This is a genomic window from Bradyrhizobium sp. 157 (assembly GCF_023073815.1).
In the GTDB taxonomy this organism is placed as follows: Bacteria; Pseudomonadota; Alphaproteobacteria; order Rhizobiales; family Xanthobacteraceae; genus Bradyrhizobium.
On sequence record NZ_JADPKF010000113.1, the window covers coordinates 1 to 15,276 of the forward strand.

The window sequence follows — 15,276 nt, forward strand, 5'->3', positions numbered from 1 at the left end:
CGTGTCGGGTCCGGGAGGCACGATATAGACGTTGGTCACGGCAGGGGATTCGTCGATCCGGAGCACCGGGAAATCGTCGAAATTGCCCTGTTGTACCTTGCCGTCCTTGAAGGTGATCGCGCCAGTTTTGGCGAAGCTCAGGCCCATGATCACAGCGCCTTCCATCTGCGCCTGGATCCGCTCCGGGTTGACGTAGGTTCCGCAATCGATCGCGGTATCCACGCGGGGCACGGTGAGCTTGCCCTTATCGTCGATTGCTACCTCGACAATGGTCGCGATATAGCTGACGAAGCTGCGGTGCACGGCAATGCCGAGCCCGTGGCCCTTGGGCACGGATCGTCCCCAGCCGCCCTTGTCCGCGACGAGCTCGATGACCTTGCGAAGACGCGCGGTGTCGATCGGATAGCTGTCATAGGGCTCACCATAGTTCCAGAGGTCTTTCACGGAATCGAGCTTGACGATCCGCGGAGCGCCGATCAGCTCCAGCAGCATGTCCTTTTGATCGCGTTTGGTGGCGTGGGCGATTTCGGCGACCATGGACTGCACCGCAAACGCGCGGGGAATGTTCGATACCGAGCGGAACCAGCCGATGCGGGTATGCGCGGCCGCTTCCGGATTTTCGCACTGGACGTTGGCGATCTCGAAGGGCATGTCGACCAGCCCCATGCCGAGTTCGAACGGCGCCTGATGCAGCGCACCGGCGGCAAATGTCGAGGCGATGCTCGGCGCGACGCTGCGATGCCGCCAAGCGGTCACCTTGCCGCTCTTGTCGAGACCGGCCTCGATGCGTTCGACCGAGACGGTGTGCAGGAAGCCGTTGCGAACGTCGTCTTCCCGGGTCCATTGCACCTTCACGGGGGCGCCGAGCTCCTTTGAAAGCAGGGCGGCTTCGATGGCGAAATCGCACTTCGACTTGCGCCCGAAGCCGCCGCCGAGCAGCGTGACATTGACGGTGACGTTCTCCTGGGGGATGCCGAGCGTCTTGGCGACGTCTTCGCGCGTTCCGCCCGCGCTTTGCACCGGCGCCCAGATCTCGGCCCTGTCGCCCTTGACGTCCGCAACCGCGACCGGCGGCTCCATGGCGACGTGGGCATGATGCGGCAGGTAGTACTCACCCACGATCACCTTGTCGGCGCTCTTCAAGGCGGCGTCCACGTCGCCTTCCTTGCGCACGACCAGGCCGGGCTTGCGCGCTGCTCCCTCGAGCTGAGCGCGGTAGGCGACCGAGTCGTATTTGCCGTTTGGCCCGTCATCCCAAACGATCTTCAACGCGTCACGCCCCTTGATGGCCGCGCCGGTGTTGCGCGCAATTACGGCGACCCCGCCGAGCGGCTGGAATTTTGAGGGCCACGGCCAGCCCTTGACCTCCAGGACCTTCTCGACGCCGGAAACCTTCATCGCTTCCGACCCCTCGAACGACACGACCTTGCCGCCGGTCACCGGCGGCCGGGCAATGACGGCATATTTCATGCCGGGCAGGCGGACGTCGGCGCCGTAACGCGCGGTGCCCACCGTGATATCGCGAAGGTCAACAATGCCGATCGCGCCCTTGCCGAGATAGCGGAAGTCCTTCGGATCTTTCAGCTTCAGGCCTTCGACACTCGGCACCGACCCCTTGGCAGCATCGGCCGCCAAGTCTCCGAAGCCAATGCGGCGTCCGCTTGCACTATGGACGACCTCGTGATTGACGGCCTTCACCTCGGTTGCCGGCACGCCCCAGCGTTTCGCCGCGGCTGTTTCGAGCATGGTGCGGGCCGAGGCGCCGATCTGGCGCATTGGCATCAGGTAATGCCGCGTGCTGCGCGATCCGTCGGTATCCTGGTTGCCGAACTTGACTTCGTCGCCAGGCGCCTGCTGGACACGAACGCGCGACCAGTCGGCTTCCATCTCTTCGGCGACTATCATCGGCAGGCTGGTGCGGACACCGGTTCCCATCTCGGCGCGATGCGCGACGATCGTCACCGTTCCGTCGGATGCAACAGAAACGAAGACGCGCGGGTCCACCACGACACCGTGCGGCATCTTGTCCGCGCCGGTTTGGTACGCGGCAAAGCCTGGGCGTGACATCACAGGCGCAGCCAAAACGAAGCCGCCGGCCAGGCCGAGGCCCTTCAGGATGCTGCGGCGCGAGACGTTGTCGATTTTGATGTACCGCTCAAAACCACGGAGCTTTCTGGGATTGGTGAAGACGTTCATGATCACACCCCCGTCGATGCGAGACGCACGGCGTTTTCGATGCGCTGGTAAGTGCCGCAACGGCAGATATTGCCCGCCATCGCTTCGCGTATTTGGTCGTGATTGGGTTTTGGATTTTCAATCAAAAGGGCGGCGGCCTGCATGATCTGGCCGGCCTGGCAAAAGCCGCATTGGGGAACGTTCAGCTGCCGCCAGGCCTTCTGGACCGCGTGATCCCCGGTCGGATGAAGGCCTTCGATGGTGGTGACCTCCCGGCCGACCACGTCGGAAACCGAGGTGATGCAGGCGCGGACGGCCTGCTTGTCGACGATAACGGTGCAGGCGCCACAGAGAGCCTGGCCGCAGCCGTATTTCGTGCCCGTCAATCCGGCTTCATCGCGGAGAAACCAGAGTAATGGAAGATCCGGGTCGCCGTCCCAGCTATGCTCCTGGCTATTGATCTTCACCTTGATCATGATCGTTCCTCGCTCTTCATAAGCTGCTGATGTTTCTTCGGCGTGAGCGAGAACATATTTCCTAACCGCTCAACACCGTTGCTTTACGAGTTTGATCGCGTGGCCGGAGAGCCGGCCTTGCTTGGCAACCGTTGGCTGAATTGTTCGATTTGCTTTGAATTTTGGTGGGCCATCCTCCTGCCTAGACATTCGTCGTGTTTACAGGACAGCGCGGCGAGACGGGCGCCCTGAGGACGCTATCAGAAAGCACGCCGGACCGAATTCACAACGTGTTGTCTTTGCATTCTATTTTGGACGAAAGGAGGCCGCCCCCGCGGAGCTGCCAGTTTTTCCTGGCGGCTGTTATGCAGAACCCGCTTTGCAAGGGTTCGCGGACAGGCCGGTGCGATCAGCACCGCATCGCCCCGCTAGGCTCTCCCGCTAGCTTGCAAGCTGCGCCAGCCCTTTCCAGTCGAATGTTAGTCCATGGCCGGGCCGCGTCGGCGCCAATGCCATGCCTTCCTGGAGGCCAAGCGGGTGCTCGATGTAGCTATCGAGCCCAAATCCGTGCGCTTCGAGATAGGAGCGGTTCGGACAGGCCGCGAGCAAATGCACGGTAACGTCATGTGCGCCGTGGCTGGTAACCGGTAGATTGAACGCTTCCGCCAGCCGCGCGATCTTCATGAAAGCTGTAACCCCGCCGCAATTGGTGACGTCGGGCTCGGGATAGGACACCGCGCCGGCCGCGATATAGTTCTTGAACTCCCATAGCGTGCGCAGGTTTTCGCCGGCCGCGATCGGAACGCCGCCGGCAGCCATGATGCGGGCGTGGCCGGCAATATCGTCGGGAATGATGGGTTCTTCGAGCCAGGTGAGATCGTAGGGTTGCAGCGCGCGTGCCGCGCGGATGGCTTCCTCGACCGTCCATTTCATGTTGGCATCCGCCATCAGCGGAAAGCCGTCGCCAAGATGTTGGCGCATCGCCCGCACCCGCGCGACGTCGGATGCCAGATCGGGGCGGCCTACCTTCATCTTGATGGCGCGAAAGCCCTTGGCGAGATTGTCGTCAGTTTGCTTCAAGAGCTGCTCGATGGACAGATCGAGATCGATGCCGCCGGCGTAGCAGGGCACGTGGGCGTCGAAGCCGCCCAACATGCGAAACAGCGGCAGATTGGCGCGGCGCGACTTCAGGTCCCACAGGGCGATATCGAGCGCCGAGAGCGCAAGCACCGGCGGTCCGCCGCGTCCGCCGTAATGCAAGCTCCACCAGACGTGATGCCAGATGGCTTCGGTGTCATCGGCCTCGCGGCCCTCGATCAGTTCGGGGATCTCCCGCCGGAGGATGTCGGCAATCGCGCCGCCATTGCGGCCGACGGTGTAGGTATAGCCGACACCTTCGGCCTCGTCGGAATCGCGAACACGACATGTCACCAGTTCGAAGGCTTTGAGTTCGCCGTGCGTGCTGTCGGAAAGGGTAACGGGCAGGGGGATCCGGTAGAGTCCGGCCTCGGTTGTCTTGATAAGCGCCATTGTGTTTCCACCCGGTCTTTTTCATTGACGTTAAGTCGATCTTGCCCGCTTAGCAATTGCTTGCAGCGCCCCGGATGGGAACCGCCTCGCAGTCGGCTCGTTCGTTGTCTTCGACGCGTTGCGTGCTGCTAAGCCGCGTTCAAGGCCTGTGCGATATCAGCGATCAGATCGGATGGGTGCTCGATACCGATCGACAGCCGGATCGTGCAGTCGAGAACGCCTATTTTCTGACGGATGTCAGCCGGAACGCCGGAGTGGGTCATGCTCGCGGGCAGGCTGGCAAGCGACTCGGTGCCGCCCAGGCTCACCGCCAGCTTGAGGATCTGCAGGGCGTTCAGGAATTTGAATGCGGCGGCTTGGCCGCCGACGATGTCGAAGGAGAATGTGGAGCCCGCACCAGTGCATTGCCGGGCAAACAGGCGGCCGGCGGGGGATTGCTCATCGTGATGACCGAGGTAATGGACCGTGGCCACTTTTGGGTGGTCGCGCAGGTAGTCCGCGACGAGCCGCGCGTTTGCGTCAGCTTTCTCCATGCGGAGGCCCAGCGTTTCGAGCGACCGGCTGATCATCCAGCAGGAATGGGGGTCCAGTTGGGTGCCAATCGCGCCTCGCAACGCCTTGACGTCTTTCATGAGCGCCTTTGAGCCGAGCGCAGCGCCTGCGATCAGGTCGGAATGACCGCCGATATATTTGGTCAGCGAGTACAGCGAAAGATCCGCACCGTGTTCGATCGGTCTCTGAAACACCGGTCCGAGCAACGTATTATCGCATGCGATGATCGGCGTACTCCCTTGGGTTTTGCCGATCATCTCGGCGACGCGGCGGACCATCGCTATGTCGACCAGTCCGTTGGTGGGGTTGGCCGGCGTCTCAATGAAAATCATCGCGACCCGGCCTTTGCGCATGGCGTCCTCCGCTGCCGCTCTCATTGCGGTTTCGTCGATGCCGTCGGAAAAGCCCACCGCGCTGATGGAGAGGTTTGCAAGCGTCTTCGCAAACAGGGTCTCCGTCCCGCCATACAGCGGCTGCGAGTGCAGAATGACGTCGCCAGGGCGGACGAAGGCCAGGATTGTGGTCGAAATCGCGGCCATGCCCGACGAGAACAGCGCGCAATTCTCGGCGCGCTCGTAGACCGAGAGCCTGTCCTCTACGATCTCGCTGTTGGGATGATTGAAACGCGAGTAAACCAGCCCAGCGCCCATCCCCTCGGGCGGCTCGCGCCGGCCCGCAACGTAATCGAAGAAGTCCTGTCCGTCTTCGGCAGTCCTGAAGACGAAGGTCGAGGTCAGGAAGACCGGTGGTTTGACGGCTCCTTCCGACAATTGCGGATCGTACCCGTAGTTCAGCATCAGCGTTTCCGGATGCAGCATGTGGTTGCCGATGTGGGTCTTGGACGGAAACGGTTTCACCATGGGTTGTCTCCCTGTCGGGATGCGGAACGTCGCGCTGCGTTGGAGGTGCGCAATCGCGAGGCGATCAGGAGTGATGGATGCGATCGTACCCAGCGGCTCCAGTTGACGTTGTCAGGGATCAGCGTAGCAAACTTCGGGACTGATTTCACCGCATCCGGGGCGGATTTCGCAGTGCGCGATCGTCAGGCATGAACCGCAACCTTCAACGCCTCGGCGCGGATCTCTTCGACAAGCCGTTCCTTCAAACTGACGAATTTGGGCGTGGTCTTGATCTTGTAGGATCGCGGGTGGGGTAGATCGACCGCGATCTCGGCCTTGATGCGGCCGGGGCGGGCGCTCATGACGATGACGCGGCTGCCGAGGAAGATCGCTTCCTCGATATCGTGGGTAACGAACAGCACAGTTTTCTGGTCGCGCTCCCAGATGCCAAGCAGCATTTCCTGCATCAGCACGCGAGTTTGATTATCTAGTGCGCCGAACGGCTCGTCGAGCAACAGGATTTTTGGATCGTTGGCAAGTGCCCGCGCGATCGCCGTGCGTTGCTGCATGCCGCCGGAGAGTTGCTTCGGCCAATGATTCTCAAACCCCGATAGGCCGACCCGTTGGATGAAGCCGTCGGCGATCTTGCCGCGATCCGCTTCGGAAACACCGCGTTCGCGCAGGCCGAACGCGATGTTTTCGCGCACGGTCAGCCATGGAAACAGCGTGTAGGACTGAAATACCATGCCGCGATCGGCGCCAGGGCCAGTGACCTCTTGCCCGTCAAGAATGACCCGGCCGCTGGTCGGCCGGTCAAGTCCGGCGACGATGCGCAGCAGCGTCGATTTTCCGCAGCCCGACGGGCCGAGAATGGTAACGAAGTCATTGTTGCCGACGTTGAGGTCGATTGGCTCCAGCGCCCGTGTCGGCGCATGGCCTTGGCGCGCGGGGAAGGTGCGGGCGACCTGATCGATTTTCAGCTCAGTCATGCCAGTTTCCACGGAAACAGCCAGGCGTTGAAGGCCTTGAACAGAAAGTCCGACACCAAGCCGATCAGCCCGATCACAATGATGCCGAAGATGATCTGGCCGGTGTTGAGCAGGGCTTGGCTGTCGGTGATCATGTGGCCGATGCCCGATGATGAACCGATCAGCTCGGCGACGATGACGTAGGTCCAGGCCCAGCCGAGGACGAGCCGAAGGATCTCTGCGACCTCGGGGGCAGAGGAGGGCAGCAGCACCCGGTTGATGATGCCGCGGTCGCTGGCGCCCAGCGTGTAGGCGGCTTCAACGAGGTCACGCCTCGTATTTCCGACTGTCACGGTCACCATCAGAATGATCTGGAAGACCGAGCCAATGAAAATAACCAGGAGCTTCTGCAGTTCGCCGATGCCTGCCCACAGGATCAACAGCGGGATGAAGGCCGAGGCGGGCAGGTAGCGGGCAAACGAGACGAACGGCTCCAGGAAAGCTTCGATCGGCTTGTACGCCCCCATCACAACGCCGAGCGGCACGGCGATGATGGCCGCCAGCACAAAGCCGCCGACGACGCGCCAGATCGTCATGCCGATGTCGAACAGAAAGCCGTGCTTTGTCAGCAGCTCCCAACCTTCCTGCAGCATGGTCAACGGGTTGGCGAGAAATGTCTTGGAGACGTAGCCGCCAAAGGTCGCCCAAGCCCACACGGCAACGAAAAGGACGAAGAACGCGAGGCCATAGGCCGCGCGCTGCCTCGATGTCACGGGATCCAGGGGACGTATCACGGGGGCATATCCTAAAAAGCGGTGCGCTGACCGCGGTGGTCTCGCTCTCACGACTGATAGCGGGACCGATGCAAACCGAAGCTACTTGATGAAGCTGGCGTCGAAGAGATCGTCGATCTTCGGCACCGATTTGATGACGCCGATCTCGAGCAACAGGTCTGCAGCTTCCTTGTTGAAGGTCAGGAATTCGCCCGCGAAGAATTTCTGGTTCGCGGCCTTGTCCTGCCAGCGCAGAAATTTGGCCGAGTTGCCGAACTGCTCAGCGGACTGTTTTACGTCGGCGCCCATGATCTCGTACGACTTGGCCTGGTCCTTTGCGATCATCTCCAGCGCTTCGAAATAGCTGTCGGCCAGCGCCTGCGCGGCTTTCGGGTTCTCGGTCAGGAATTTCGGCGTGCAGCCGAACGTGTCCATGACCATCGGATAGTCGAGCGTCGTTGCAATGATCTTGCCCTTGTCGGGCGCCGCACGCACTGTCGAGAGGTATGGCTCGTAGGTCATGGCCGCATCGTTCTGGCCGGAGACGAATGCCTGTGCCGCCGCCGCCGGCTCCAGGTTCACAATCGTGACATCCTTGACCGAGAGGCCGTTCTTCTTGAGCATCCAGGCCAAAGCAAAATAGGGCGAGGTGCCCGGCGCGGACGCGGCAACCGTCTTGCCCTTCAGGTCCTTGATCGAAGCGATGTCGTTTCGCGTCGCCATGCCATCGGCGCCGTAGCTCTTGTCGAGCTGGAAGATCTGCTTGGTAGCAACGCCACTGGCATTCCAGGATATCCAGGTCTCGACCGTGGTCGCCGCGCACTGGATGTCGCCTGAGGCGATGGCCAGATGACGATCCTTCTGCGGGATCTTCTTGATCGTCACATCTAGCCCGTTCTTCTTGAAGATGCCCGCCTGATTTGCGAGCGTGAGCGGTGCAAAACCGGTCCATCCGGAAATACCGATGCCGACCTTCACGTCCTGGGCGGCGGCCGGTGCGGCCACCAGGAGAGCGGCGGTTGCCGCGAAAATTCCAAAACTACGCATGGGTGTACCCCTTTGCTGGTTCATTGACTGGTCTTCACACTCGTTGCGGCGAAGCTGTTGCAAAAACTGCTGCATAGCTTGTGCCAAATCCTGCGTGCATTGTTATCCCTCTCAGCCGCCTTTGAAGCGAGCAACCAGTTTATGGGACTCGCCCGGATAGAGCAGGCGCGCGGCCGTCAGCGGCCGGGCGCTGCGCCAAGTATGCCGATCGATCACCAGGCAAGGGGCGCCGATCGCGATATCCAGCGCCGCCGCGGCCTGTTCGTCAGCCACGACGGCGCTGATCGAATGCTCGGCTTCCGTCCATGGCACATGGTGAAGCAGCCACGAGCCGGGCGGTTCGCTTGCAAAATCCGCCGCAGCGGCTTCGGGCACGGCGTCGAGATCGATCAACCGGTCCTCGATGGCGAAAGGTACGCCGTCGGCGCTGTGACGGCAGGCAATCGCGATCACCTTTCCGGTTTTCCCTGCGCCAAGGCGTGCGCGGTCGGCGGCGTTTGCGGTGCGCCGCGAGCACTGGATCAACTCATAGCCATAACTGCGGCCGAGCGCGCTTATCTCCGCGCGGATGTCGGCGATCTTGAGCACCGCCGACAGAAATGTAGGACGCCGCACAAAGCTGCCGGCCTTGCGCCGCCGCTCGATAAGATCGGCTTGCGCCAGTTCCGACAGTGCCTTGCTCACTGTCATGCGCGAGCAGCCATAGCGCGACATCAGCTCGTGCTCGAACGGGATGCGGTGACCGGGCGGCCATTCTCCGGTCAGGATTCGGCGCTCGATGTCGATCCGGATCTGCTTGTACAGCGTCGGCTTGTCGGCCGCTTGGAGTTTGCCGCGATCGGTGGCGAGGCTCATGCCACGAGCCTCCGCACCGCTGCGTTGAACGTATCACGCGCGCTCTCGCGGAGCCTGTGACGTCCTTTCTCAACGACTTTGGTGCCGCCGGCCCAGACCGTCTCGACGGCACTTGCGCCCGCTGCAAAAATCCAGCCGTCGAGGACGGCATCCCCCCGGCGCCCCGCGAGCGAGGGATGGGTGGTGTCGAGGGTCACGATATCGGCACGTGCATCTGCCTGGATTCCCACGGCTCGCTGCGCGAGCGCCTGGGCGCCGCCGGTGAGCGCGGCGTCGAACAGCGCGCGGCCGGTCGACAGGCCGGGACCGGTGGACAGCACGTTGCGCTCACGGTGTTTCAAGCGCTGGCCATATTCGAGCTGACGCAATTCGTCGGTGACGCCGACCAGCACGTTGGAATCCGTACCGATACCGAACCGCCCGCCGGCACCGAGGAATTCTCGGGCCGGAAAAATCCCGTCGCCAAGGCTGGCTTCGGTGACCGGGCAGAGTCCGGCGACCGCACCGCTTCTTGCAAGCGCGGTGGTTTCCGCCCCCGTCATGTGGGTGGCATGGATGAGGCACCAGCGCTGATCGACTGGCGCATGTTCGAGCAGCCACTCAACTGGCCGCCGGCCCGACCAGGCGATGCATTCCTCGACTTCCCTGATCTGTTCGGCGGCATGGATATGCACCGGTCCGGCTTCGGCGAGTGGCGCGATGGCCGCCAATTTGTCAGGAGTTACGGCGCGCAGACTGTGCGGGGCGATGCCGACATTGGCTCCGGGCAGCGTGCGGACGGCCATGCGTGTCGCAGCAGTCAGCTTGGCGAACTGGTCGACCGAGCAGATGAACCGGCGCTGACCGGCATGCGGTGCCGCCCCGCCGAACGAACTGTGTGCATAGAAACTCGGCAGGAGCGTCAGCCCGATGCCGGAGATTTCGGCGGCCCGCACAATTCGCGTCCCCATCTCCGCAGGATTGCCGTAGGGCGCGCCGTCGCGGTCGTGATGCAGATAGTGGAATTCGCCAACGCGCGTGTAGCCTTGCTCGAGCATCTCGACATACAGCAGCGTGGCGACGGCTTCGACGTCTTCCGGCGTCATTTCGAGCGCGAAGCGATACATCGTCTCGCGCCATGTCCAGAACGTATCCGCGGAATTGACGCGCGTTTCAGCAAGCCCCGCCATGCCGCGCTGGAACGCGTGGCTATGCAGGCTCGCGATGCCGGGAATTGCCAGCTCGTGGCGTTCGTCCTGCGGTCCCGGCGCCACGCCGGCCGTAACCTTCGTAATGGTCTGGTCCGTCACCACCACCTGCACGTCATCGGCCCACCCCGAGGGGAGCAGCGCTGATGCGAAATGCAGTGTCGACATGTTTCGAAACCGGCTGGACAGAACACCCACACGATTTTATGTATAGACATATAGATACGTCAAGCTCCTGCCGCTGAAGGAGAGCTGCATGGCCGAGCGCTTCGATCGAATCTGGTTCAACGCCCGGCTCGCCACGGTCCGGGAGGATCTGCCCGGGCTCGGTGTGGCCGAGGACGGCTTGGTCGCGGCGCGCGATGGCCGCATCGCCTTCGCCGGTAGCCGTTCCGACTTTCCATCGGACAGTGATGCGGCCGAGCGGATTGATTGCGCGGGGCGCTGGATCACGCCGGGATTGGTGGATTGTCACACCCATCTGGTGTTCGGCGGCAACCGCGCGCATGAGTTCGAGCTGCGGCTGCAGGGAGCGAGCTACGAAGAGATCGCGCGCGCGGGCGGCGGCATTGTCTCGACGGTCGCGGCGACGCGGGCGTCCAGCGAGGCCGAGCTTATTGCTGGCGCGCTGCCAAGACTCGATACCCTGATCGGCGAGGGGGTGACGACGCTGGAGATCAAGTCCGGCTACGGGCTCGATACCGAAACCGAGATGCGTCAGCTCTCGGCGGCGCGCGCGCTGGGTAACAGCCGGCCGGTCACCATCAAGACGACATTTCTTGGCGCGCACGCGACGCCTCCGGAAGCTGACGGTGACAAGGATCGGTATATCGACCTTGTCTGTCGCGAGATATTGCCGGCGGTGGCGCAGGCCGGATTGGCCGATGCTGTCGATGCGTTCATGGAAGGCATTGCGTTTTCGGGAGAGCAAACGGCGCGGGTGTTCCGCGCAGCCAAGGCGCTAGGATTGCCGGTCAAGCTGCATGCGGATCAGTTGTCGAACCTCGGCGGCGCCGCGCTTGCCGCGGAATTCTCGGCCTTATCGGCTGATCATCTGGAGCACACAGATGATGCCGGCGCCGCGGCAATGGCGCGAGCAGGGACGGTGGCGGTGCTGCTGCCGGGCGCTTTCTATTTTCTTCGCGAGACGACGAAGCCGCCGATCGAACTATTCCGCGCCCACGGCGTCAACATGGCGCTCGCCACCGACTGCAATCCCGGCAGTTCGCCGCTGACGTCACTTCTATTGGCTATGAATATGGGCGCAACGCTGTTCCGGCTAACCGTTGCCGAATGCCTTGCTGGCGTGACACGGGAAGGTGCGCGCGCACTCGGCATTATCGGCGAGGCCGGCACGCTCCAGGCCGGCAAATGGTGTGATCTCGCGATCTGGGAGATCGAGCGGCCGGCCGAGCTCGTTTATCGGATCGGCTTCAATCCGTTGCACAGCCGGGTATGGAGGGGACAGTGAGCCGTCCCGACGCCCCCATCATGGTTTCGCCTGGAAGGGTCAGCCTCGACGATCTGGCGCAAGTGCTTGCCGGCGCGCCGGTCGTGCTCGATCCATCGTTCTGGCCTCGCGTGGAAGCGGCATCGGCGATTGTTGCGGCGGCTGCGCGCGCGGAAGCCCCCGTCTACGGCATCAATACCGGATTCGGAAAGCTGGCGTCGAAACGGATTGCTGCCGACCAGACGGCGCTGCTGCAACACAATCTCATTGTGTCGCATTGCTGCGGGGTAGGGCCGCCGACGCCAGAGCCGATCGTCCGTCTGATGATGGCGCTCAAGATCATCTCCTTGGGCCGAGGTGCATCGGGCGTGCGCCGCGACATCATCGAGCAGCTCCAAGCCATGTTGGCCAGGGGCATTTGTCCGCTGGTGCCGCAGCAGGGATCGGTCGGAGCGTCCGGCGATCTGGCGCCGCTTGCGCATATGACGGCCGTCATGATCGGCGAGGGGCAGGCGCTGGTCGATGGAAGCGTTGTGTCGGCCCGCGATGCTCTGGCCGCCGCTGGTCTTGAGCCGGTGACGCTCGGTCCGAAGGAAGGGCTTGCGCTGATCAATGGCACACAGTTTTCGACGGCCTATGCCGTTTCCGGTTTGTTGCGCGCCCATAGCCTGGTCAACGCGGCGTTGGTGACCGGCGCCTTGTCGGTCGATGCGGCGATGGCGTCAACGGCGCCGTTTCGTCCTGAGATCCAGCAATTGCGCGGACATGCCGGGCAAATCGCCGCTGGCGCGACACTGACGGCGTTGCTCGATGGTAGCGATATCCGCATGTCGCATCTTGAAGGCGATGAGCGCGTGCAGGATCCTTATTGCCTGCGCTGCCAGCCGCAGGTAGCCGGCGCCGCGATCGACCTTCTGACGGAAGCCGCCCGCACGCTGACGATCGAAGCCAATGCCGTCACGGATAACCCGCTGGTGCTGGTCGAGACCGGAGAGATCGTCTCGGGTGGCAATTTCCACGCGGAGCCGGTCGCTTTTGCCGCCGACCAGATTGCGCTGGCGCTCTCCGAGATTGGCGCGATCAGCGAGCGACGCATCGCGACTCTCGTCGATCCCGCGCTGAATTTTGGCCTGCCGCCGTTCCTGACTCCCGATCCAGGCCTCAACTCCGGCTTCATGATTGCCGAAGTGACGGCGGCCGCGCTCTATGCGGAGAACAAGCAGCGCGCCGCAGCCTGCTCGATCGATTCGACGCCGACCAGCGCCAATCAGGAAGACCATGTATCGATGGCCGCACACGCGGCGCGGCGGTTATCTGACATGGCGGACAATCTCGCCACCATTCTCGGCATCGAGTTGCTGGTTGCGGCGCAAGGCATCGGGTTGCGCGCACCGCATTCGACCAGTCCGGCGCTTGCGGCGGTCATTGCAGCGTTGCGTGAGCAAGTCCCGCCGCTCGGTAGCGATCGCTACATGGCCGGCGATCTCGCGAAGGCAACGGCGCTGGTTGAAGCCGGCGCGTTGCCGGCCGCGGCTATGTCGGTGCTGGAGAGTAACCCGTTTCCAATCATTGCAGAGAGAGGCTCTTTGTCATGAACCGCCGACTGGATAACGATCGCATCATCCGGGCCCCCCGCGGGCCTGAGATCAGCGCCAAGAGCTGGCTGACGGAAGCGCCGCTGCGAATGCTGATGAACAATCTTGATCCTGATGTCGCCGAACGGCCGAGCGAGCTTGTCGTCTATGGCGGTATCGGCCGGGCCGCCCGCGACTGGGACAGCTTTGACCGGATCGTCGCCTCGCTGCGCAAGCTCGAAGGCGACCAGACGCTGGTCGTGCAGTCCGGCAAGCCGGTCGGAATTTTCCGCACCCATGCCGATGCGCCGCGCGTGCTGATCGCCAATTCGAATCTGGTGCCGCACTGGGCGACGCTCGATCACTTCAACGCTCTCGACAAGGCCGGGCTGATGATGTTCGGCCAGATGACGGCCGGCTCGTGGATCTACATCGGCAGCCAGGGCATCGTGCAGGGGACGTACGAAACGTTTGTCGAAGTCGGACGGCGTCACTATGGCGGCAACCTCGCGGGCAAGTGGATATTGACGGCAGGTCTCGGCGGGATGGGCGGCGCGCAGCCGCTTGCCGCGACCATGGCCGGGGCGTCGATGCTTGCGATCGAATGCCAGCCGAGCCGCATTGAAATGCGCTTGCGCACGGGTTACCTCGATCGAAAAGCAAGCTCGCTTGACGAGGCGCTCGCGATCATAGCGGAGGCGGCACAAAGCAAGAAGCCGGTCTCCGTCGGCCTGCTCGGCAATGCTGCCGAAGTTTTTCCCGAACTGGTACGCCGCGGCGTCAGACCGGACATCGTCACCGACCAGACCAGCGCGCATGATCCGATCAACGGCTATCTGCCGAAGGGATGGACGCTTGCCGAATGGGAGTCCAAACGCGAGGCCGACCCGAAGGCAGTTGAAGTGGCTGCCAAGACCTCCATGGTCGGCCACGTCCAGGCGATGCTGGACTTCCACGCGCAGGGCATTCCCACGCTCGACTATGGCAACAACATCCGCCAGATGGCGAAGGACATGGGACTGAAGAACGCATTCGATTTCCCCGGCTTCGTTCCAGCCTATATTCGTCCTTTGTTTTGCCGCGGCGTCGGCCCGTTCCGGTGGGCAGCGCTTTCAGGAGACCCCGAAGATATTTTCCGGACCGACGCCAAGGTCAAGGAGCTGATGCCGGATGACAAGCATTTGCACAATTGGCTCGACATGGCGAAAGCGCGGATCAAATTCCAGGGGCTGCCGGCACGAATCTGCTGGGTCGGTCTTGGTGACCGCCACCGGCTCGGCCTGGCATTCAATGAAATGGTGGCGCGCGGCGAGCTGAAGGCGCCGATCGTCATCGGTCGCGATCATCTCGACAGCGGCTCCGTTGCGAGCCCGAACCGCGAAACCGAAGCGATGCGCGACGGCTCGGATGCCGTCTCCGACTGGCCGCTGCTCAACGCGCTGCTCAATTGTGCCAGCGGCGCCACCTGGGTCTCGCTCCATCATGGCGGCGGCGTCGGGATCGGCTATTCGCAACACGCCGGCATGGTCATTGTCGCGGACGGCACCCCGGAGGCGGCCCGCCGCCTTGAACGCGTGTTGTGGAACGATCCGGCATCAGGCGTCATGCGTCATGCCGACGCTGGCTATGAAAGCGCGATTGCATGTGCCAGCGCCAACGGGCTCGATCTGCCGGGTCTGACGTTGTAGCGCAAGATCGGTTTTCGTCGCCCTCACTAGATCATGCCAGCGAGCACAGCCGATGATCGGTGTGCGTGAACTTGGCACTCGTTACGCGCGGAATGCGAGGCGTCCAGGCGCAGATTCATTAGCGCGACTTATGCCGCGCATTGTTACTTCCAATTTTACAAGCTGAATTCTCTGCCGTTACCT

12 protein-coding genes are annotated in these 15,276 nt (G+C 62.7%); 3 read left to right on the forward strand and 9 right to left on the reverse strand.

Annotated features, from left to right (window positions below; translation table 11 throughout):
* The 9 genes from IVA95_RS35065 to IVA95_RS35105 form a co-directional block, all read right to left on the reverse strand.
* Positions 1-2,196 (reverse strand): molybdopterin cofactor-binding domain-containing protein (locus IVA95_RS35065; protein WP_247514665.1); only part of this gene is annotated, 2,196 nt, incomplete at its 3' end.
* Positions 2,197-2,198: 2 nt separating this feature from the next.
* On the reverse strand, positions 2,199-2,651 hold the full coding sequence (locus tag IVA95_RS35070; protein ID WP_213253235.1) for a (2Fe-2S)-binding protein: 453 nt from the start codon (positions 2,649-2,651) through the stop codon (positions 2,199-2,201).
* Positions 2,652-3,071: 420 nt separating this feature from the next.
* Positions 3,072-4,160: a mandelate racemase/muconate lactonizing enzyme family protein gene (locus IVA95_RS35075; protein ID WP_247514666.1), complete on the reverse strand. Its 1,089-nt coding sequence runs from the start codon at positions 4,158-4,160 to the stop codon at positions 3,072-3,074.
* Between the two features lie 128 nt (positions 4,161-4,288).
* Entirely contained in the window at positions 4,289-5,572 is a 1,284-nt protein-coding gene (locus tag IVA95_RS35080) for a cystathionine gamma-synthase family protein (RefSeq protein WP_247514667.1), read from the reverse strand.
* 182 nt (positions 5,573-5,754) lie between these two features.
* Positions 5,755-6,540 carry an ABC transporter ATP-binding protein gene (locus IVA95_RS35085; protein WP_247514668.1) on the reverse strand — a complete coding sequence of 262 codons (786 nt, stop codon included), beginning with the start codon at positions 6,538-6,540 and terminating at the stop codon, positions 5,755-5,757.
* Positions 6,537-7,310, reverse strand: coding sequence for an ABC transporter permease (locus tag IVA95_RS35090; protein WP_247514734.1), 774 nt, complete (start codon positions 7,308-7,310; stop codon positions 6,537-6,539). Before IVA95_RS35090 ends, IVA95_RS35085 begins: the two co-directional genes overlap by 4 nt.
* A gap of 84 nt (positions 7,311-7,394) precedes the next feature.
* Complete coding sequence (locus IVA95_RS35095) at positions 7,395-8,339, reverse strand: ABC transporter substrate-binding protein (RefSeq protein WP_247514669.1); 945 nt, start codon at positions 8,337-8,339, stop codon at positions 7,395-7,397.
* 111 nt (positions 8,340-8,450) lie between these two features.
* Positions 8,451-9,194: a histidine utilization repressor gene (hutC, locus tag IVA95_RS35100; protein ID WP_247514670.1), complete on the reverse strand. Its 744-nt coding sequence runs from the start codon at positions 9,192-9,194 to the stop codon at positions 8,451-8,453.
* The gene (locus IVA95_RS35105) at positions 9,191-10,549 is read right to left on the reverse strand and encodes a formimidoylglutamate deiminase (RefSeq protein ID WP_247514671.1); all 1,359 of its coding nucleotides are present in this window, start codon (positions 10,547-10,549) and stop codon (positions 9,191-9,193) included. Before IVA95_RS35105 ends, hutC begins: the two co-directional genes overlap by 4 nt.
* A gap of 88 nt (positions 10,550-10,637) precedes the next feature.
* Here IVA95_RS35105 and hutI point away from each other — a divergent pair, with 88 nt between their 5' ends.
* Genes hutI through hutU form a run of 3 tightly spaced genes read left to right on the forward strand, consistent with a single transcriptional unit; the run spans position 10,638 to position 15,093 of the window.
* Positions 10,638-11,852, forward strand: coding sequence for an imidazolonepropionase (gene hutI / locus IVA95_RS35110; RefSeq protein WP_247514672.1), 1,215 nt, complete (start codon positions 10,638-10,640; stop codon positions 11,850-11,852).
* Positions 11,837-13,426, forward strand: a complete 1,590-nt coding sequence (gene hutH / locus IVA95_RS35115) for a histidine ammonia-lyase (protein ID WP_247514673.1) — start codon at positions 11,837-11,839, stop codon at positions 13,424-13,426. The genes hutI and hutH overlap by 16 nt, the downstream gene beginning before the upstream one ends.
* Positions 13,423-15,093 carry a urocanate hydratase gene (hutU, locus tag IVA95_RS35120; RefSeq protein WP_247514674.1) on the forward strand — a complete coding sequence of 557 codons (1,671 nt, stop codon included), beginning with the start codon at positions 13,423-13,425 and terminating at the stop codon, positions 15,091-15,093. The genes hutH and hutU overlap by 4 nt, the downstream gene beginning before the upstream one ends.
* Positions 15,094-15,276: the final 183 nt, after the last annotated feature.